We start from the raw sequence: 19,781 nt of genomic DNA on the forward strand, positions 1-19,781 counted from the left end.
TCGTCCTGAGCCAGGATCAAACTCTCCGTAGATGATCTGATACCGGCTGAGAACCGAGACCTGACAGATCTCGATCAATCAACCAAAGGAACCCAAGACCCGACCACATCACGCGGCCAGGCCACGGGGTTATTACTTGGCACTGACTTTCGGCACGCTGTTGAGTTCTCAAGGAGCGGACGCACACCAACTCGACCCTCTCGGGCTCCGCTGGAGGCTTTGTTGTCCATCTCTGCACCCGCAACGGGCGGCTCCTGCTGGGGCCTTCCCGCTCGCCCTCCCGGGCCGTGCGGCGCGCAGAGAGAAAGTTACGTGGCTGTCGGGACCGTGTCAAACCGGTTCGGCCGTGACGCCGGACACCGTTCCGGAACCGGCGTGTCACATGGCGTTCACACGGCGGAGGTGTCCGCTTAGCGGCCGGCGGGCACCCGCTGCACCCCCGCCACCGAGCGCTTCCCGCGCCGCAGGACGAGCCACCCGCCGGGCAGCCAGGCGTCCTCGCCGGGGACGGCATCGGCGTCGGTCACCCGCTCGTTGTTGAGGTAGGCACCGCCCTCCTTCACCGTCCGGCGGGCCTCGGACAGGCTCGAGACCAGGCCGGTCTGCTGCATCAGGGCGGCGACCGTCGGCGGCTCCCCGTCGACGGTGACGCTGCCGGCCTCCCGGAGGGCGGCTCCCAGGGTCTCGGCACCCAGCGCGGTGAGGTCCTCCCGGCCGAAGAGCGCACGTCCGGCCGCCTCGGCCTGGCGCAGCTCCTCGGGTCCGTGCACCAGGGCCGTCAGCTCCTCGGCCAGCGCGCGCTGGGCCGCACGGGACGCCGGGCGCTCGGTGCTCTCGGCGACGATCGCGGCCACCTCCTCGGCGGGCCGCTCGGAGAACTGCGGCAGCCAGGTGAGCGCGTCGGCGTCGTCGGCGTTGAGCCAGAACTGGAAGAAGGCGTAGGGCGACGTGAGCCTCGGGTCGAGCCAGACGGTGCCGCCCTCGCTCTTGCCGAACTTCTGCCCGTCGGACTTGGTGACCAGCTGCGTGGACAGCGCGTGCACGGTGGCGCCCTCCACCCGGCGGACCAGGTCGATGCCCGCGGTCAGGTTCCCCCACTGGTCGGACCCGCCGGTCTGCAGCGTGACGCCGTTGCGGCGGAACAGCTGGAGGAAGTCGTGCGCCTGCAGGATCTGGTAGCTGAACTCGGTGTAGCTGATGCCGGCTTCCGAGTTCAGCCGCGCGCTCACCGCCTCCTTGGCCAGCATCCGGCCGACGCGGAAGTGCTTGCCGAGGTCGCGCAGCAGGTCGATGGCCGACAGCGGCTCTGTCCAGGTCAGGTTGTCGACGTAGACCGGCGCCGGCAGGCCGTCGGTCTCGGCGGGCCGGTCGAGGAAGGGCGCCAGCTGCCGGCGGATGCTGTCCACCCAGCCGGCGACGGTGGCGCGGTCGTTGAGCTGCCGCTCCGCCGTGGGCCGCGGGTCGCCGATCAGGCCGGTGGCCCCGCCGACGAGGACGACCGGGTGGTGCCCGGCCCGCTGCAGCGCCCGCAGCACCATGACCTGCACCAGGTGGCCGACGTGCAGGCTCGGCGCGGTGGGATCGAACCCGCAGTAGTAGGTGACCGGTCCGGCCGCGAGGTGCGCGCGCAGCGCCTCCTCGTCGGTGGTCTGGGCGATGAGGCCGCGGCGCTGCAGTTCGTCGAGGACGGTGGAGGTCACGAGGTCCCAGTCTGCCCGGCGGGACGACGACGCGGCTTGCCACCCGGGCGGAAGGCGCTCACCGACGCCGCCCCCGTCTCCCAGAACCGCCACGGCAGCTCGGTGGCGCGGCTGATCCCCACCCGCGGCCCGGCCGAGACCGCGGCCGGCGGCGCTCCCGCGTGCAGCCGCACCGACGACGACGGGTCCAGGACGTCGGCGCCGCCGTCGTCCGGGCCGATGCCGAGCGCCGCGGTGAGCCGGGCCGGTCCCCGGGCCAGGTCGCGCGCGACGCGGGCCGAGGGACGGCGGACGGCGGCCAGGTCCTCCCCCACCACGACCTCGCCGGCGCGCAGCAGCACCGCCGAGCCGCGGCCGGCGGGCCCGACGACGACGTTGGCGCACCAGTGCACGCCGTAGCTGAAGTACACGTACAGCCGCCCGGGCGGGCCGAACATGATCGCCGCGCGCGGGGTCGGACCGCGGTGGGCGTGCGAGGCGGGGTCCTCCCCCTCCCCCGAGTACGCCTCCACCTCGGTCAGGCGCACGGCGACGGTGCCCTCGGGCCGGTCGGTCACCACCCAGCAGCCCAGCAGGGCCGGGGCGACGGCGTCGACCGGCCCGAGCAGCTCGTCGGCGGCGAGCAGCCGGCCCGGCGGGGTCAGAGCGCGGCCGCCACGGGCGAGTCGGCCGACCAGCGGCCGTGGGCGGCGGCGACGTCCTTCAGCGCCGCGAGCTGGGCGGCGACCCGCTCGGGCGCCGTCCCCCCGCGGGTGTCGCGGGCGGCCAGCGCGCCTGGCACCGACAGGACCGAGCGCACGTCGGGGGTGAGCCGCTCGTCGATGCCGGCGAGCTGGTCGTCGTCGAGCTGGTCGAGCTCGAGCCCGGCCTCCTCGCAGAAGGACACCATCGCGCCGGAGATCTCGTGCGCCGAGCGGAACGGGACGCCGTTGGAGACGAGCCACTCCGCGACGTCGGTGGCCAGGGCGAAGCCCTGCGGAGCGGCGGCCTCGAGGACCTCGGGGCGCAGCGTCAGCGTGGCGACCATCCCGGTGACCGCGGGCAGCAGGAGCAGCAGCTGCTCGAGGGAGTCGAAGACCGGCTCCTTGTCCTCCTGCAGGTCGCGGTCGTAGGCCAGCGGCAGGCCCTTGAGCATGGTGAGCAGGCCGGTGAGGTTGCCGACGAACCGGCCGGACTTGCCGCGCGCGAGCTCGGCGATGTCGGGGTTCTTCTTCTGCGGCATGATCGACGACCCGGTGGCCCAGGCGTCGTCGAGGCGGGCCCAGCCGAACTCCGTCGACGTCCAGAGCACGACCTCCTCCCCCAGCCGGGACAGGTGGACGCCGATCAGCGCGGCGGCGAAGCAGAACTCCGCGGCGAAGTCGCGGTCGCTCACGGCGTCGATGGAGTTCTCCGCGGCGCGGTCGAAGCCGAGCTCGGCGGCGACGGCGTCGGGGTCCAGCGGCAGCGAGGAGCCGGCCAGGGCGCCGGAGCCCAGCGGGCTGACGGCGGCGCGGCGGTCCCAGTCCTGCAGCCGGTCGACGTCGCGGGCGATCGCGTGGGCGTGGGCGAGCAGCTGGTGGCTGATGAGCACCGGCTGGGCGTGCTGCAGGTGCGTCATGCCGGGGGCCGGGACGTCGAGGTACCGCTCGGCCAGGCCCATCAGCGCGTACTCCAGCGAGGACAGCTCGCCGACCAGCGGGCGGACGTTGTGCCGCAGGTACAGCCGCAGGTCGGTGGCGACCTGGTCGTTGCGGGAACGGCCGGCGCGCAGCTTGCCGCCGAGGGCGCCGAGCTTGCCGAGCAGGCCCCGCTCGAGGGCCTCGTGCACGTCCTCGTCGGCCTCGATCGGGGCGAAGGTGCCCGCGGCGACCTCGGCCGACAGCTCGGTCAGCGCGCCCAGCATCTGCGCCAGCTCGTCGTCGGTGAGCAGGCCGGCGCGGTGCAGCACCCGGGCGTGCGCACGGGAGCCGGCCAGGTCGTAGGGGGCCAGCCGCCAGTCGACGTCGGTCGACTTCGACAGCGCCGCCATCGCCGGCGACGGCCCGCCGCCGAAGCGGCCACCCCAGAGCCGGGTCTGCGAGGCGGGGGCGGTCGGGTCGGTCACGGGGTGCTTCCTCCAGGGGGCTCGGGAACGGGTGCGTCGTCGGACAGGTCGGCGTGCAGCTCCGGGTAGACCGCCGGCGTGCGGGCGGCCAGGGCGCGCAGCCGCTCGGCCAGCGCCGGTCCGCCGTCGGGGTCGCGGGAGACGACGAGCAGAGTGTCGTCGCCGGCGATGGTGCCCAGCACGTCGGGCAGGCCGACCTTGTCCAGCGCCGAGGCGAGGAACTGCGCTGCACCCGGCGGAGTGCGCAGGACGGCGAGGTTGGCGCTGCCGTCGGCGCCGGTGAGCAGGTCGGCCAGGAGCCGGGTGAGGCGGGCGGGCGCGGTCTGCGCGGGGCGGAGCGGGGCGTTCTCCGGCGGCAGCACGTAGGACGCCGGTGCGCCGTCGGTGCCGCGCAGCTTGACCGCGCCGAGCTCCTCGAGGTCGCGCGAGAGCGTGGCCTGGGTGACCTCGATGCCGCCGGCGGCCAGCAGTGCCGCCAGCTGGGTCTGCGAGGTCACCGGCTGGGCGGTGATCAGCTCGGCGATGCGGGCCTGCCGCGCCGAGCGGGTCAGCGCAGAGGTCACGCCGATCGCTCCAGGAGCCAGGTGAGCAGGGCCTTCTGGGCGTGCAGCCGGTTCTCCGCCTCGTCCCAGACCACGCTCTGCGGCCCGTCGATGACCTCGGCGGCGATCTCCTTGCCGCGGTAGGCCGGCAGGCAGTGCAGGACGACGGCGTCGTCGGCGGCCCGCTCCAGCGCGGCCTCGTCGACGGCGTAGGGCAGGAACGGCGCAACCCGGGTGTCGTACTCGTCCTCCTGGCCCATGGAGACCCAGGTGTCGGTGGCGAGGACGTCGGCACCGTCGGCGGCGGCCGCGGCGTCGGGCGTCCACAGCACCGAGCCGCCGGTCTCCGCGGCGATCTCCGCTGCCCGCTCGAGCACCTCCTTGGACGGTTGGTACTCCTCCGGCGAGCCGATCCGCACGTGCATCCCGGCGGTGGCGCCCCCCAGCAGGTAGGAGTGCGCCATGTTGTTGGCGCCGTCGCCGAGGTAGGTCAGCGACCGGCCGGCGAGCGACCCCTTGTGCTCGACGACCGTCTGCAGGTCGGCGAGGATCTGGCACGGGTGGAAGTCGTCGGTCAGCGCGTTGACCACCGGCACCCGGCTGGTGGCGGCCATGGTCTCCAGCCGGTCCTGGCCGAAGGTGCGCCACACGATCGCCGCGACCTGCCGGTCGAGCACCCGGGTGGTGTCCTCGACCGGCTCGCCGCGGCCGAGCTGGCTGGCGCCGGCGTCGATGACCAGCGGGTACCCGCCGAGCTCGGCGACGCCGACGGAGAAGGACACCCGGGTGCGGGTCGAGGGCTTGTCGAACAGCACAGCGACCGCCCGGGGCACGCCGTTGGCCGCCCGCAGCGGGGTGGGCGCGGCGTCGGTGTGCCGGGTGCGCTTGAGCTCGGCGGCCAGGGCGAGGACCTCGGCCTGCTCGTCGGGAGTCAGGTCGTCGTCGCGGGTGAGGTGCCGGGTCACGGGGCCGTCTCCAGAGCGGTGTCGAGGGCCGCCGGGAGGGCGGCGACGAAGGCGTCGACCTGGGCGTCGGTGAGCACCAGGGACGGCGCGAGCCGCAGCACGTCGGGGGCGACGGCGTTGGCGAGGAAGCCGGTCTCGCGGAGGGCGGCCTCCAGCGCGCCGGCGACGGGCGCGGTGAGGACGACGCCGAGCAGCGCACCCCTCCCCCGCACCCCGGCGACCCCGGCGTGCCCGAGACCCTCGATGCCGGCGGTGAACCGGTGCTCGAGCTCCTTGGCGCGCTCGAGCAGGCCCTCGTCGCGCATCGTGTCGAGGACGGCGAGCGCGGCGGCGCAGGCGATCGGGTTGCCGCCGAACGTCGACCCGTGCGACCCGGCGGTCATGAGCTCCGCGGCGTCGCCGAAGGCCAGCGTGGCGCCGATCGGCAGGCCGCCGCCGAGGGCCTTGGCCATGGTGACGAGGTCCGGCTGCAGCCCGTCGGCCTGGTGGGCGAACCAGTGCCCGGTGCGGCCGGTGCCGGTCTGCACCTCGTCGACGGCGAACAGCGCGCCGGCGTCGGCGGCGGTGCGCGCCGCGGTGGCCAGGTAGCCCGGCGGCGGGGGCTGCACGCCGCCCTCGCCGAGCATCGGCTCGAGCAGCACCATCGCGGTCTGCCCGCCCACCACGCCGGCCAGCGCGCCGGCGTCGCCGTAGGGCACGTACCGCACGCCACCGGGGAGCGGGGCGAACGCGGCGGCCTTCGACGGCTGCCCGGTGAGTGCGAGCGCGCCCATCGTGCGGCCGTGGAAGGCGCCCTCGGCGGTGACCACCTCGGGCCGCCCGGTCAGCCGGCTGATCTTGAACGCGGCCTCGTTGGCCTCGGCGCCGGAGTTGCAGAAGAACACCCGCCCGGGCCGGCCGGCCAGCTCCAGCAGCCGCTCGGCGAGGGTGACGCCGGGCTCGTGCATCGCCAGGTTGGAGACGTGCCCGAGGGTCTGCGCCTGCCGGGTGATCGCCTCGACCACCCTCGGGTGCGCGTGGCCGAGGATCGTCGTCGCGATGCCGCCGAGCAGGTCGGTGAACTCACGGCCGTCGACGTCCCAGACGACTGAGCCCTCGCCGCGCGCGAGCGCGACCGGCGGCGTCCTGTAGTTGCCCATCATCACGGCCGACCAGCGGGTGGCCAGCTCCTCCGTGTGGGTCATGCCGGCTCCTTCCCGTCCAGTGCGTGCGCCGGGACGACCATCGTCCCGGTGCCCTCGGTGGTGAACATCTCCAGCAGCAGGGCGTGCGGGGTCCGGCCGTCGACGACGGTCGCCCGCTTCACCCCGCCCTCGACCGCCCGCAGGCAGGCGGCCATCTTCGGGATCATCCCGGCGTCGAGCGTGGGCAGGATCTCGGCCAGCTCGGCGGCGTCGATCTGCTGCACGAGCGAGTCGCGGTCGGGCCAGTCGGCGTAGAGGCCCTCGACGTCGGTGAGGACGACGAGCTTGACCGCGCCCAGCGCCACGGCGAGCGCGGCCGCGGCGGTGTCGGCGTTGACGTTGTGCACCACGCCGTCGCGGTCCGGCGCCACGGTGGCGACCACGGGGATCTTGCCGGCGGCCAGGAGCGCGGTGACCGGCTCGGGGTCGACGGCGACGACGTCGCCCACCCGGCCGACGTCGACCGGCTCGCCGTCGACGAGCGCCGTCGTCCGCTCGGCGGTGAACAGGCCGCCGTCCTCCCCGGACAGGCCCACGGCGAGCGGCCCGTGCTGGTTGACCAGCCCGACCACCTCCGGCGTGACCTGGCCGGTGAGGACCATGCGGACCACCTCGACGGTCTCGTCGGTGGTCACCCGCAGGCCGCCGCGGAACTCGCTCTCGATGCCGAGGCGGCCGAGCATCTCGGTGATCTGCGGGCCGCCGCCGTGGACGACGACGGGCAGGATGCCGCAGGTCCGGAGGAACACCATGTCCTCGGCGAAGGCGCGGCGGCACTCCTCGTCGACCATGGCGTGCCCGCCGTACTTGATCACCACGACGTTGCCGTGGAACTCGCGCAGCCACGGCAGCGCGCCGGTGAGGACGGCGACCTTGCGGGCGTCGCCCTCGGGGTCGTAGGTGCGCATGACCCGGGTGGTGCCGATCCGGCGGCGCGGGGCCGGCTCGTCGACGCGGACGTCGGGCGGGGTGGGGTCCTCGTGGGTGTTCTCGTGCGTGTTCTCGTGGGTGCTCACGTCGAGTACGCCGAGTTCTCGTGCACGTAGGCGATGGACAGGTCGTTGGTCCAGATCGTGGCCTGCTCGGTGCCGGCGGCCAGGTCGACGTCGATGGTGACGGCCCGGCCGGTGAGGTCGACGTCCTCGCGCGGGTCGCCGATCGCGCCGCCCCGGCAGACGGTGACGCCGTTGATGGTGACGTCGACCCGGTCGGGCTCGAAGGCGGCGTCGGTGGTGCCGATCGCCGCGAGCACCCGGCCCCAGTTGGGGTCGTTGCCGAACAGCGCCGTCTTGAGCAGGTTGTTGCGAGCACAGGCCCGGCCGGCGGTGAGCGCGTCGGCGACGCTCGCCGCGTTCCGCACGGTGATCGCGATGTCCTTGGTGGAGCCCTCCGCATCGGCGAGCAGCTGCATCGCCAGGTCGGTGGCCGCCTCGGTGAGCGCCGCGGCGACCTCCTCCGCGGTCGGCGTGACCCCGGCGGCGCCGTTGGCCATCGCGATGACGGTGTCGTTGGTGGACAGGCAGCCGTCGGAGTCGACCCGCTCGAGGCTGACGCCGGTGGCCCCCTTGAGCGCGGCCTGCAGCACGTCGGCCGGCACGGAGGCGTCGGTGGTGAGGACGACGAGCATCGTGGCCAGGCTCGGCGCGAGCATGCCGGCGCCCTTGGCCATCCCGCCGACGCTCCACCCGTCGCGCTGCACGACCGTCGTCTTGGGGACGCTGTCGGTGGTCATGATCGCCCGGGCGGCGTCGGGACCACCGTCGGCGGCGAGCGCCTTGGCCGCGTCGGTGACGCCGGGCAGCAGCCGGTCCATGGGCAGCCGGACCCCGATCAGCCCGGTGGAGGCCACCGCGACGTCGACGGCGCCCAGCCCCAGCTCGGCAGCGGTGTGCTCGGCGGTGGCGTGGGTGTCCTGGAAGCCCTCGGCGCCGGTGCACGCGTTGGCGCCGCCGGAGTTGAGGACCACCGCCCGCAGCCGGCGGGTGGCGAGCACCTGGCGGCTCCACTGCACCGGCGCGGCCGGGAAGCGGTTGGTGGTGAAGACGGCGGCGGCGCTGTCCTGCGGGCCGTCGTTGACGACCAGCGCGACGTCGGGGGCGCCGCTGCTCTTGAGCCCGGCGGCGACGCCGGCGGCCCGGAAGCCCTGCGGTGCGGTGACGCTCACGGGGCCACCCCCACCAGCGGCAGGCCCGCGGTCTCGGGCAGGCCGAGGGCGATGTTGGCGCTCTGGATCGCGCCGCCCGCGGTGCCCTTGGTGAGGTTGTCGACCGCGGCGACGACGACCAGCCGGCCGGCGTCGGGGTCGACGGCCACCTGCACCGCGACGGTGTTGGCGCCGAGCACCTGTGCCGTGGTGGGCCACTGGCCCTCGGGCAGCAGGTGCACGAACGCCTCGTCGGCGTAGGCCTGCGCGTAGGCGTCCCGGGCCTCCGCCGCGTCCGTGCCGGCCTTCAGCGGGGCCGAGCAGGTGGCGAGGATGCCCCGGCTCATCGGCACCAGCGTGGGCGTGAAGCTGACCTTGACCGGCCCGCCCGCGGCCGCGCCGAGGGTCTGCGCCATCTCGGGGGTGTGCCGGTGCCCGCCGCCGACGCCGTAGGCGCTCACCGAGCCCATGACCTCGCTGCCGAGCAGGTGCGGCTTGGCCGCCTTGCCCGCGCCGGAGGTGCCGGAGGCGGCGACCACGACGACGTCGGGCTCCACCAGGCCGGCGGCCAGGGCCGGCGCCATTGCGAGGGTGACCGACGTCGGGTAGCAGCCGGGGACGGCGATCCGCCGCGCGCCGGCCAGCTTCTCCCGCTGGCCGGGCAGCTCGGGCAGGCCGTAGGGCCAGGCGCCGGCGTGCTCGCCGCCGTACCAGCGCGCCCAGGCCGCCGGGTCCTCGAGCCGGTGGTCGGCGCCGCAGTCGATGACCAGCGTGTCCTGGGACAGCTGCGCGGCGATCGCGGCGGACTCGCCGTGCGGCAGCGCGAGGACGACGACGTCGTAGCCGGACAGGTCCTCCGGCGCGCTCGGCCGGACCTCGAGGTCGGCGAAGGGCAGCAGGTGCGGCTGCAGCTCACCCAGGCGTCGACCGGCGCTGCTGTTGGCGTGCACCCCGGCCAGGCGGAGGTGCGGGTGCCCGGCCAGCAGCCGGCACACCTCTCCCCCCGCGTAGCCGGTGGCGCCGGTGACCCCGACCGTCCACGTCTGCCCTGTACTCACGATGCATGACCATACAGGCCCGTGCATGACCTTTCATCGTCGGGGTCGGACTGCACCCGCGGTCGCTCGTGCTCTGCCCACACGGACGGGGCAGAGCACGAGCGACGGCGGGGACAGGGTGGCCGGGTGCTGTCCGCGCGCCCGGCGGCGGACTCAGGACACCGGCTGCGGCGACCGCGCGGGCTCGACGCCGGCGTAGGGGCTCAGCCGTCCCCACCGGGCCAGCTCCCGCTCCAGCCACGGGGGTGCCGCCAGCGCCATCTCGCGGGACTCCCGGGCGGCGGCGAGCCCGAGCCGGCCGGCGCACCAGCGCACGAGGGAGCTCACGTCGGTGGTGACGACGCCGTCGTCGGGGAAGCCGGGGGTCTCGACGCAGACCTCGTTGCCGGTGCGGTCGAGCAGCAGCCACAGGTGGTGCGGTGCCCGGGACCGCCGGACGTCGAAGCGCACGACGACGCGCGGCCGCGGCAGGGACGCCGGGTCGATGAGCCGGGACAGCGTCCAGAGGGCGAGGTAGGGGTCCTGGTCACCCGGCGCCACCTCGCGCCACCGCGCACCCCACGCGCCCAGCGTGAAGCAGATGTCGCCCAGCTCCCGCCCCATCTCGGTGAGCGCGTACTCCGTGGTCCGCCCGGAACTCCTGCGCTCGACCACGCCGTCGCGCTGGAGCGTGTGCAACCGCTGGGCGAGGACGCTGCGGGAGAGACCGGGAGCACCCTCGAGGATGTCCCCGAAGTGGACGCAGCCCAGGGCCAGGTTCCTGATGATGATCGGCGTCCAGCGCTGGGCGAACACCTCAGCGGCGAGCGCGATCGGGCAGTACTGCCCGTAGCCACCCATGCGGGACAGGCTCCACCCGCGGCGGCGGACGTGGTGTCCCCGCCGGCGCGGTTCGTTTCCAGGACTGACGCCGCGGGCCGGGGAGGTCTCCACTCGACGGGCCAGTTCTCGGCCGAGGAGTCGCCATGCGCCGGTCCCGCACGCCCGTCGCCACCCCCGTCGTGGCCGCCGCCGTCCTGGCGGCCACGTTCTCGTCCGTCTCGCCCGCCGCCGCCTCCACCGAGGTCGACGGCGCGAGCGTCCGGACGTGGAATGAGATCGCGGTCACCGCCATCGTGTCGACGACCCCGCCGACGCCGGGACCGGTCGGACCCCTCTACCTCGCCTACGTGCACCGCGCCGTCCACGACGCCGTGCAGGACCTCCCCCACCACGCCTCCGTCCCGGCAGCGGTCGCCGCGGCGGCCCACGGGGTCCTGGTGCACTACTTCCCGGGCCAGCGCGGGACGCTCGACGAGAGGTACGCGGCCGAGCTGGCGGCGGTCCCGGACGGCGAGGCGGAGGACCGGGGGATCGCCGCCGGCGCCCAGGCCGCGCAGACGCTGATCGAGGACCGGCGCGACGACGGCCTGAACGGACCGGCGCTGCCCCTCCCGACCCCGGGACCCGGGGTGTGGGAACCCCTCCCGACCGAGCCACCGACGACGGCCGCCGCGGCGTCCTGGCTGGGCACGGTGGAGCCCTTCGTGCTCCGGTCCCCGTCGGAGCTGCGGCCGGGCGGGCCGCCCGCGCTCACCAGCGACCGCTGGGCCCGTGACTTCGAGGAGGTCAAGACGCTCGGATCGGCCACGTCGACGGTGCGGACAGCGGCACAGACCGCCGCGGCGCTCTTCTGGGCCGACCCGCCGGCCGTGCAGAGCCACCGCGCCCTGCGCGGCTGGAGCGTGCAGGAGTCACTGGACGCGAGGGAGACGGCGCGGTTGTTCGCCCTCGTGAACACCGCGAGCACCGACGCGCTCATCGCCTGCGCCGACGCCAAGTTCCACTACGACTTCTGGCGGCCGGTCGGCGCCATCCGGCGCGCGGACACCGACGGCAACCCCGCGACCGTGCCCGACCCCGCGTGGAGCCCGCTCGTGCCGGCGCCGAACTTCCCCGACTACCCGAGCAACCACGCCTGCGCGACGACCGCCCTCGCCACGGTGGTCGACGCACTGCGCGGGGACCGCCCGTTCTCGCTGACGGTGAGCAGCGTCCGGGGCACCCCGCCCGTCGAGTACCCGACCACGTTCACCTCCGCGGAGCAGCTGATCGAGGAGGTCGGCAACGCGCGGATCTGGGCCGGGATCCACTACCGGTTCTCCGTCGAGGACGGCACGGCCATCGGCCGCGCGGTCGGCGAGCGGGTGCTGTGCTCCGACTGGTGACCGCCCGGCCCGCCCGACCCCGAGCCGTCACTCCGGCGGAGCGGGGTCAGGCGAGCGGGTCGCCGTCGCCGTAGGGGACGAGCCGCAGCCTCCGGGCGTCGCCGGACGGCGACGTGGCCCGCAGGGTGTCGAGCGAGTCGACGCCGGCGCGGAAGAACCGACCCGACCACTGGTCCAGCTCGCCGGCGGCGATGGCCACCACCAGGTCGACGACGTCCTCGGGGCGGGTCCAGTCGGTCCGTCCCTCGTGCATCGGCATCGCGCGCGTCATGGCGGTGTCGACGACGCCCGGCGCCAGGTCGAACGCCCGGACGCCGTGCGGAGCGCCGGCCAGGTCGATCGACTCGGTGATGCGCATCTGCGCGGTCTTGCCGACCGAGTAGGCGCTGTAGTGCGGGTTGGCGCGGGTGCCGATCCCGCTGGCCAGCCCGACCACCCGCCCGCTGCCGACAGCCACCATGCCGGGCAGCACGGCGCGGGCGAGCAGGAACGGCCCGCGGACCTGGCTCTCCACCACCTGCCACCACTGGTCGGGGTCGGCCTCCCACAGCGGCACCTCGGCGGCGTCGATGAGGCCGGCGTTGTTGACCAGCAGCCCGACCGGCCCGAGCTCGCGGACGACCTCGGCGACGGCGGCGTCGACCGCGACCCGGTCGGTGACGTCGGCGGCCAAGGCGAGGGTGCGGGCGCCGGTGGCCGCGGCGATCCCGTCCATCGCCGTCCGCAGCCGGTCCCCGCCGCGCGCGATCCCGGCGACGGCGGCACCGCGGGCGGCCAGCCCCTCGGCGACGTGCCGGCCGATGCCCGCCGACGCCCCGGTGACCAGCGCGACGGTGCCGGTGAGGTCGGCCATCAGTCGCCGCTGCGCAGGGTGATGCCCTGCAGCTCGACGACGGCGAGGATGCCCTCACGGACCTGCGCGACATCGGTGGCGGTGAGCGTGCGGTCCGGCGCCCGCAGCACCAGCGAGTACGCCAGCGACCGCGACCCGGCCGGGACCGGCGGGCCGGAGTACACGTCGAAGAGGCGCACCGCCTCGAACAGCTCCCCCGCGCCCCCGCGCACCAGCGACTCGACGTGCGACGCGGTGATCTCGTCCGGCACGACGAACGCCAGGTCGAGGAACACCGGCGGGAAGGTGGAGATCCGCGGCCCGACCGGCACGGCGGCCGCCGGGAGCGCGTCGGCGTCGAGCTCCATGACCGAGGTGCGCGCCGGCAGGTCGAGCGCGGCGCACACCCGCGGGTGCAGCTCGCCGGCGTACCCGACCACCCGGTCGTCCACGACCAGCTCGGCGCAGCGGCCGGGGTGCCAGGGCGCGGCCTCGCCGGGGCGGACGAACAGCTGCACGCCCGCCGCGGCGGCCACCACGCGGGCGGCCTGCACGGCGTCGGCCCAGCCCGCCGCGCGGCCCGGACCCCACCAGCCGCGCGGCTCGCGCTGGCCGGTCAGGGCGACCGCCACGTGCCACGGCTGGGCGGGCACCGCGCCGAGCAGCGCGGCGAGGACGTCGTCGTCGGGACGGCCGTCGACCCCGGGCAGCGGCGCCGGGGTGCCCACGCCGCCGAGGAAGACCGCGCCGTGCTCGAAGAGGGCGACGTCGCGCTGGCCACGGGCGAGGTTGCGGGCCAGCGAGGCCAGCAGGCCGGGCACCAGCGTGGTGCGCAGGGCCGGCTCCTCCTCCGACAGCGGGTTGCGCACGACGACCACACGGCGGCGCTCGTCGTCCTCGGGCAGGCCCAGGGCGTCCAGCGCCGGCGTGCCGACGAAGGGGTACGACGGCGCCTCGACGTAGCCGGCCTCGGCCAGCGCCCGGCCGATCGCGCGGCGGCGGCGCTGGGTCTCGGTGAGCCCGCGCCCGGGCGGGGCGGTGGGCAGCACCGAGGGGACGTCGTCGTAGCCGGCGAGCCGGACGACCTCCTCCACCAGGTCGGCGGGGTCGGTGAGGTCCGGGCGCCACGACGGCGGGGTGACGGTCAGCACGCCGCCCTCGCCCTCGACGGCGCAGCCGACCGCGCCGAGCAGCTCGACGACCTGCGCCGCCGGGTACGGGACGCCGGAGACCCGGCCGGGCCGGTCGGCGTCGAGCGGGATCGACGGCCGCGGACGTCGGGTGTCGACGTCGACCGGCGCGCCGACGACGCGGGCGCCGCCGTACCGCGCCAGCAGCTCCGCCGCGCGGGCGAGCGCGACCACGGTCATCTCGGGGTCGACGCCGCGCTCGAAGCGCTTGGCGGCCTCGCTGGGCAGCCGGTGGCGGCGCGCGGTGCGAGCGACGCCGGTGGGCTCCCAGTGCGCGGCCTCGAGCAGCACGGCGGTCGTGCCGTCGCCGATCTCGGTGGAGGCGCCGCCCATGACCGCGGCCAGGCCGATCGGCCCGGTGTCGTCGGTGATGAGCAGGTCGTCGGCGTCGAGGGTGCGGACGGTCCCGTCGAGGGTGGTCAGCCGCTCCCCCTCACGGGCGCGGCGGACGACGATCGGCCCGGTCACCGCGTCGCGGTCGAAGGCGTGCATCGGCTGGCCGAGCTCGAGCATCACGTAGTTGGTGACGTCGACCGCCAGCGAGATCGACCGGACGCCGGACTGGGCCAGGCGGCGGCGCATCCACCACGGGCTCGGCGCGGTCGGGTCCAGGCCCTCCAGCGCGACCATGGAGAACCGGTCGCAGCGGTCGGCGTCGGCGACCGTGACCTCCCACGCCGGCTCACCGGACCAGGCGGGGACCTCCGCCGCGCCGGGGTCGCGCCAGCCGGCGGCCAGGCCGGTGCCCATCTCGCGGGCGATGCCGCGCATCGACAGGCAGTAGCCGCGGTCGGGGGTGACGGCGAGCTCGATGACGACGTCGTCGAGCCCCACGACCGGGCGGGCCTCGGCACCGGGCTCGACGCCGTCGCCGAGCACGAGGATCCCGGCGTGGTCCTCGCCGATGCCCAGCTCGCGGACCGAGCAGATCATCCCGTCGGACACGTGGTCGTAGGTCGTGCGGGCGGCGATCTCGAAGCCGCCGGGCAGCACGGCGCCGGGCAGCGCGACGACGACGGTGTCGCCGACGACGAAGTTCCGGGCGCCGCAGACGATGCCGCGGGGCTCGGCCTCACCGACGTCGACCCGGCAGTACCGGATCGGCTTCTTGAAGCCGGTGAGCTCCTCGATCTCCAGCACCCGGCCGACCACGAGCGGGCCGGTGACCTCGGCCGGGCGGTGGACCTCCTCGACCTCCAGGCCCAGGCGCACGAAGGCGGCGTCGAGGTCCTCGACCGTGGTCCCGGCGGGGACGTCGACGTACTCGGCCAGCCAGCCGACGGGGACCCGCATCTACAGCTCCACTCCGAACGCGCGCGTGAACCGGACGTCGCCCTCGACGATGTCGCGCATGTCGCCGACGCCGGAGCGGAACTGCAGCGCCCGCTCGATGCCGACGCCGAAGGCGAAGCCGCTGAACTCCTCGGGGTCGACCCCGCAGGCGACGAGCACCCGCGGGTTGACCATCCCGCATCCGCCCCACTCGACCCAGCGCGGGCCGTCGCGGTGCTCGGCGAACCAGACGTCGAACTCCGCCGAGGGCTCGGTGAACGGGAAGTACGACGGCCGCCAGCGGGTGACCGCCTCGGGGCCGAACAGCGCCCGGGCGAGGTGGTCGAGCGTGCCGCGCAGATGGGCCATCGTCAGCCCGCGGTCGACGGCCAGGCCCTCGACCTGGTGGAACACCGGGGTGTGCGTCGCGTCGAGCTCGTCGGTGCGGTACACCCGCCCCGGCGCGACGACGTAGACCGGCGGCGTCCGCGACAGCAGCGTGCGGGCCTGCACCGGGCTGGTGTGGGTGCGCAGCACCAGACCCGAGTCCTCCGGCGCCACGAAGAAGGTGTCCATCATCGTGCGCGCCGGGTGGTCGCGGCCGATGTTGAGGGCGTCGAAGTTCAGCCACTCGGCCTCGAGTTCCGGGCCGTCGGCGACCTCGTAGCCCATGCCGACGAACGCGTCGGCGATCCGCTCGGTGAGCGTGGTCAGCGGGTGCCGGGCGCCGCGCGGCGTGCGGTCCCACGGCAGCGTGACGTCGACCCGCTCCTCGGCCAGCACGCGGGCGTCGCGCTCGGCCTCCAGCTCGGCCTTGCGCGCCTCGAACGCCTCGGTGACGGCGACCCGCGCGGCGTTGACCCGCTTGCCGGCGTCGGCGCGGGCGGCGGGGGGCAGCGCGCCGAGCTCGCGGCGGGCCAGCGGCACGGGCGCGCGGTCACCGAGGTGCGCCGGGCGGACGGCGGCCAGCGCCTCGAGGTCGGCGGCACCCGCGAAGGCCTCGCGGGCCGCGGCGACGGCGGCGTCGAGGGCCTCGGCGGAGAGGGCCGCGACCTGCTTGGGGTCGTAGGGGTCGTTGGCGCCGGACACGGGAGGCCATTCTGCCCGCCGCCCCGTCTCCCCCGCCCCCGGGTTCTCGGCCGGCTGCCTCTAGGGCGAGATCGCGCGATCTCGCACGCCCCGGCCCGCGCTGCGGTGCGAGATCGCGTGATCTCGCCCGAGGCGGGGGCGCGTCGGCACCGGCTGCCAGGATCGCCCGGGACGGCGGCACGGACTCGGGAGGGCGCACCGCATGGCGATGGTGCTGGCGCTGGCCTCGGCCGTCGTCTACGGGATGGCCGACTTCGCCGGCGGCCTGGCCAGCCGGCGCGCCACGGCGGCCGCCGTCGTCGCGCTCTCGCAGGCCGCGGGGCTGGTCGCCGTCGTGCTGCTGCTGCCGTGGCTCGGCGGGGACCCGACGCCGGCCGACCTCGCGTGGGGCGCGGCGGCCGGCGTCGCGGGCGGCCTGGGGCTGCTGCTCTTCTACCGCGCCCTGGCCGCCGGAGTGATGAGCGTGGTCGCCCCGGTGACGGCGGTGTCGGCCGCGGCGCTGCCGGTGCTGGGCGGCCTGCTGCTCGGTGAGCGCATCGGGCCGGTGGCCGCCGGCGGCATCGTCCTCGCCCTGGCCGCGGTGGTGCTCGTGGCGGCCGAGGACGGGCTGGCCTCGCTGCGCAACGCCCGGCTCGGCACCGTCGCCCCGGCGCTCGCCGCGGGTGCGGGGTTCGGGCTGTTCTTCGTCGTCCTCGACCGCACCGGCGAGGACTCGGGACTGAGCCCACTGGTGGCCGCGCGCGTGGTGTCGGTGCTGATGGTCGGCGGGCTGGCGCTGGCCACCGGCCGCTCGCTGCGGATCTCCCGCCGGGTGCTCCCGGTCGTGGTGCTGGCCGGGGTCGGCGACATGACGGCCAACGCGCTGTTCCTGGTCGCCACACAGGTCGGCGGGCAGCTGGCGATCACCGGGGTGCTGGCCTCGCTGTACCCGGCGAGCACGGTGCTCCTGGCGCAGGTGGTGCTGCGCGAGCGGCTGGCCGGCGCCCAGCGTGCGGGGCTGGCCGTGGCGGCCGCCGCCGTCGTCCTCATCGCCCTCCCGTCCTGAGCCCTCCCGTCCTGAGCCCTGCCGTCCTGAGCCCTGCCTCCCTGACCGCTGCCCCGTCCGGGTGACCGCCGACCGGGCACGGGTGGGATCGGGGTCGTCGCTGCCGACAACTCCGGGGTGACCGCCCGTCCCCAGGAGGCACCGGTGCAGCCCGGAGCCGACCCCGTCCTCGAGCAGGCCCTGCGCGGCGTGCGCAGCGCCTTCCAGCCCATCGTCGAGATCGACACCGGACGGGTGGTGGCCTACGAGGCGCTCGCCCGTGGCCCGGTCGGCCCGCTGGAGCGGCCCGACGCGCTGTTCGCCGCCGCCCGCGCCGCCAGCCGCCTCGCCGAGCTCGACGAGGCCTGCCGCGCCGCCGCCTTCCGCGGTGCTTCCGACGCCGGCCTCGTCTCGCCGCTGACCGTGTTCGTCAACGTCGAGCCCGAGGTGCTCGACACCGCTCCGCTGGCCGATCTCGTCGCCATCGCCGAGGGCGCCCCCGGGGACCTGCGGGTGGTCATGGAGATCACCGAGCGGGCCATCGCCGCGCGCCCGGCGGAGCTGCTGCGCACCGTCGAGCGGGTCCGCGAGCTCGGCTGGGCCATCGCCGTGGACGACGTCGGCGCGGAGTCGATGTCGCTGGCCTTCCTGCCGCTGCTGTCCCCCGACGTCGTCAAGCTCGACCTGCGCCTGGTGCAGGAGCGGCCCGGCCCCGCCATCGCCGAGATCATGAACGCGGTCAACGCCTACGCCGAGCGCAGCGGCGCCGTCGTGCTCGCCGAGGGCATCGAGACCGAGGAGCACCTGGCCTACGCCCGCGGGCTGGGCGCCACGCTCGGCCAGGGCTGGCTGTTCGGCCGCCCCGGCCCGGGCGCCGACCCGCGCCTGCCCGTCGGCGAGCTCCTGCTGCCCGGCGCCGGCCGGCCCAGCGGCGCGGTCGGCGCGGTGTCGCCCTTCGCCTGCCTGCCCGACGACGTCCCGCTGCGCCGCGCCCCCAAGGCGCTGCTCATCGAGCTGTCCAAGCAGCTGGAGCGGGAGGCGATGCGCCTCGGCGAGACCTGTGTGGTGGCCGCGACGTTCCAGGAGGCCCGCCACTTCACCGTCTCCACCACCCAGCGCTACCGCGACCTGGTCGAGCGCACCGGCTTCGTCTGCGCGCTCGGTGAGGACCTGCCGGTGGAGCCGCTGCCGGGCCTGCGCGGCGCGCACCTCGACGCCGACGACCCGGTCCGCGGCGAGTGGGACGTCGCCGTCCTCTCCCCGCACTTCAGCGCCGCGCTGCTGGCCCGCGACCTCGGCGACGAGGGCCCCGACCTCGAGCGCACCTTCGAGTACGCACTGACCTACGAGCGGACGACGGTGTCGCGCGCCGCGCAGTCCCTGCTGTCCCGGGTGGCCCCGCGGACCGCCCAGGAGACGCCGACCGCCGCCGCACCGCGCCCCGTCGTGTCCGCGAGCCGCCCGGCCACCGGCCTGGCCGTGGGGACGACGACGGCGGAGGTGCTGCTGCGGCGGGCGCTGGAGGCCACGCCGAGCGGCGTGACGATCGTGGACATGCGGCTGCCCGACCAGCCGATCGTGTACGCCAACGAGGCCTTCCGGGAGCTCGCCGGCCTGCCCTCGGAGGAGATCCTCGGCCGCAACTGCCGGCTGCTGCAGCACCCCGACACCGACCCCGGCGCCGTCGCGCGGATCCGCGCGGCCGTCGCGGCCGGGCAGTCCTGCCGCGAGACGGTGCTCAACCTGCGCGGCCCCGACCAGACGCCGTGGTGGAACGAGCTGCACCTCGCGCCGGTGCACGACGCCGACGGCACGGTCGTGCAGTACATCGGCGTGCAGGTGGACGTGACCGCGCGGGTCGAGGCCGAGCGGGCGCTGGTCCGCGAGCGCGACCGCACGTCGGCGGCGCTGGCCCGCATCCAGGAGCTCGCCTACACCGACCCGCTGACAGGGCTGCTCAACCGGCGCCGGCTGGAGGAGCAGGTGGAGGCCGCCATCTGGGAGGCCCGCGCCCGCGGCGACGCCCTGGGCCTGCTGTTCGTCGACCTCGACGGGTTCAAGGCGGTCAACGACCGGCTCGGGCACGCCGCCGGCGACGAGCTGCTGCAGGTGGTGGCCCGCCGGCTGCGCGAGCGGGTCCGCCGCCGCGACCTGCTGGCCCGCCTCGGCGGCGACGAGTTCCTGGTGGCGCTGCCCGACCTCCACCCCGAGACGGCGCTGGCGGAGGCCACGCGGGTCGCCGACGAGCTGACCGCCTCGATCCGCCGCGCGGTGCCGCTGTTCGGCACCGAGGTGCACGTGGGCGCCAGCATCGGCGTCAGCGTCTGCCCGGAGGACGGCGTCGTGTTCGCCGACCTGCTGCACCGCGCCGACCTGCGCATGTACGACCGCAAGGCGGCCACCCGCGGCGTCGCCGTCCGGGCGGCCACCGCCCGCGCGGCGGCCGGCTCGGCGCCGGTGCCGCGGCGGGAGCCGGTCCTCCCCTGAGC

At 75.7% G+C, this 19,781-nt stretch carries 16 protein-coding genes; 3 read left to right on the forward strand and 13 right to left on the reverse strand.

Features of this window, described 5'->3' with window-relative positions; all coding sequences use genetic code 11:
• Positions 1–410: 410 nt before the first annotated feature.
• The 10 genes from tyrS to FN207_RS08920 all read right to left on the reverse strand — a co-directional run bounded on the left by tyrS (position 411) and on the right by FN207_RS08920 (position 10,518).
• Positions 411–1,700, reverse strand: coding sequence for a tyrosine--tRNA ligase (gene tyrS / locus FN207_RS08875; protein ID WP_142458177.1), 1,290 nt, complete (start codon positions 1,698–1,700; stop codon positions 411–413).
• The gene (locus FN207_RS08880; RefSeq protein ID WP_281282137.1) at positions 1,697–2,377 is read right to left on the reverse strand and encodes a DNA-3-methyladenine glycosylase; all 681 of its coding nucleotides are present in this window, start codon (positions 2,375–2,377) and stop codon (positions 1,697–1,699) included. The genes tyrS and FN207_RS08880 overlap by 4 nt, the downstream gene beginning before the upstream one ends.
• A complete protein-coding gene (argH, locus tag FN207_RS08885; protein WP_142458178.1) occupies positions 2,341–3,786 on the reverse strand; it encodes an argininosuccinate lyase in 1,446 nt (481 codons plus the stop codon). The genes FN207_RS08880 and argH overlap by 37 nt, the downstream gene beginning before the upstream one ends.
• A complete protein-coding gene (locus tag FN207_RS08890; RefSeq protein WP_142458179.1) occupies positions 3,783–4,349 on the reverse strand; it encodes an arginine repressor in 567 nt (188 codons plus the stop codon). The genes argH and FN207_RS08890 overlap by 4 nt, the downstream gene beginning before the upstream one ends.
• Positions 4,346–5,293 carry an ornithine carbamoyltransferase gene (gene argF / locus FN207_RS08895; protein WP_142458180.1) on the reverse strand — a complete coding sequence of 316 codons (948 nt, stop codon included), beginning with the start codon at positions 5,291–5,293 and terminating at the stop codon, positions 4,346–4,348. The genes FN207_RS08890 and argF overlap by 4 nt, the downstream gene beginning before the upstream one ends.
• Positions 5,290–6,477: an acetylornithine transaminase gene (locus FN207_RS08900; RefSeq protein ID WP_142458181.1), complete on the reverse strand. Its 1,188-nt coding sequence runs from the start codon at positions 6,475–6,477 to the stop codon at positions 5,290–5,292. Before FN207_RS08900 ends, argF begins: the two co-directional genes overlap by 4 nt.
• Complete coding sequence (gene argB, locus FN207_RS08905) at positions 6,474–7,493, reverse strand: acetylglutamate kinase (RefSeq protein ID WP_221888121.1); 1,020 nt, start codon at positions 7,491–7,493, stop codon at positions 6,474–6,476. The genes FN207_RS08900 and argB overlap by 4 nt, the downstream gene beginning before the upstream one ends.
• The gene (gene argJ, locus FN207_RS08910; RefSeq protein ID WP_142458182.1) at positions 7,490–8,641 is read right to left on the reverse strand and encodes a bifunctional glutamate N-acetyltransferase/amino-acid acetyltransferase ArgJ; all 1,152 of its coding nucleotides are present in this window, start codon (positions 8,639–8,641) and stop codon (positions 7,490–7,492) included. The genes argB and argJ overlap by 4 nt, the downstream gene beginning before the upstream one ends.
• On the reverse strand, positions 8,638–9,678 hold the full coding sequence (gene argC / locus FN207_RS08915; protein WP_221888122.1) for an N-acetyl-gamma-glutamyl-phosphate reductase: 1,041 nt from the start codon (positions 9,676–9,678) through the stop codon (positions 8,638–8,640). The genes argJ and argC overlap by 4 nt, the downstream gene beginning before the upstream one ends.
• 153 nt (positions 9,679–9,831) lie before the next feature.
• Complete coding sequence (locus FN207_RS08920; RefSeq protein ID WP_142458184.1) at positions 9,832–10,518, reverse strand: winged helix-turn-helix transcriptional regulator; 687 nt, start codon at positions 10,516–10,518, stop codon at positions 9,832–9,834.
• A 125-nt stretch (positions 10,519–10,643) separates the two neighbouring features.
• Here FN207_RS08920 and FN207_RS08925 point away from each other — a divergent pair, with 125 nt between their 5' ends.
• Positions 10,644–11,885 (forward strand): vanadium-dependent haloperoxidase, encoded by a 1,242-nt coding sequence (locus FN207_RS08925; protein ID WP_142458185.1) that lies wholly within the window; start codon positions 10,644–10,646, stop codon positions 11,883–11,885.
• A gap of 46 nt (positions 11,886–11,931) precedes the next feature.
• Here the strand turns inward: FN207_RS08925 and FN207_RS08930 are convergent, their stop codons facing one another.
• From FN207_RS08930 to pheS, 3 genes are read right to left on the reverse strand one after another with little or no spacing between them, the layout of a single operon-like run.
• Complete coding sequence (locus tag FN207_RS08930) at positions 11,932–12,738, reverse strand: SDR family NAD(P)-dependent oxidoreductase (RefSeq protein WP_142458186.1); 807 nt, start codon at positions 12,736–12,738, stop codon at positions 11,932–11,934.
• Positions 12,738–15,200 carry a phenylalanine--tRNA ligase subunit beta gene (gene pheT, locus FN207_RS08935; protein WP_142458187.1) on the reverse strand — a complete coding sequence of 821 codons (2,463 nt, stop codon included), beginning with the start codon at positions 15,198–15,200 and terminating at the stop codon, positions 12,738–12,740. The genes FN207_RS08930 and pheT overlap by 1 nt, the downstream gene beginning before the upstream one ends.
• Positions 15,201–16,268, reverse strand: coding sequence for a phenylalanine--tRNA ligase subunit alpha (pheS, locus tag FN207_RS08940; RefSeq protein ID WP_142458188.1), 1,068 nt, complete (start codon positions 16,266–16,268; stop codon positions 15,201–15,203).
• A 202-nt stretch (positions 16,269–16,470) separates the two neighbouring features.
• Between pheS and FN207_RS08945 the strand changes: the two genes are divergently transcribed.
• Together FN207_RS08945 and FN207_RS08950 are read left to right on the forward strand one after the other, a co-directional pair.
• Positions 16,471–17,313, forward strand: coding sequence for an EamA family transporter (locus tag FN207_RS08945; RefSeq protein ID WP_142458189.1), 843 nt, complete (start codon positions 16,471–16,473; stop codon positions 17,311–17,313).
• A 144-nt stretch (positions 17,314–17,457) separates the two neighbouring features.
• Positions 17,458–19,779, forward strand: coding sequence for a diguanylate cyclase (locus FN207_RS08950; protein ID WP_142458190.1), 2,322 nt, complete (start codon positions 17,458–17,460; stop codon positions 19,777–19,779).
• Positions 19,780–19,781: the final 2 nt, after the last annotated feature.

This window comes from Geodermatophilus aquaeductus (assembly GCF_900182545.1).
Taxonomy (GTDB): domain Bacteria; phylum Actinomycetota; class Actinomycetes; order Mycobacteriales; family Geodermatophilaceae; genus Geodermatophilus; species Geodermatophilus aquaeductus.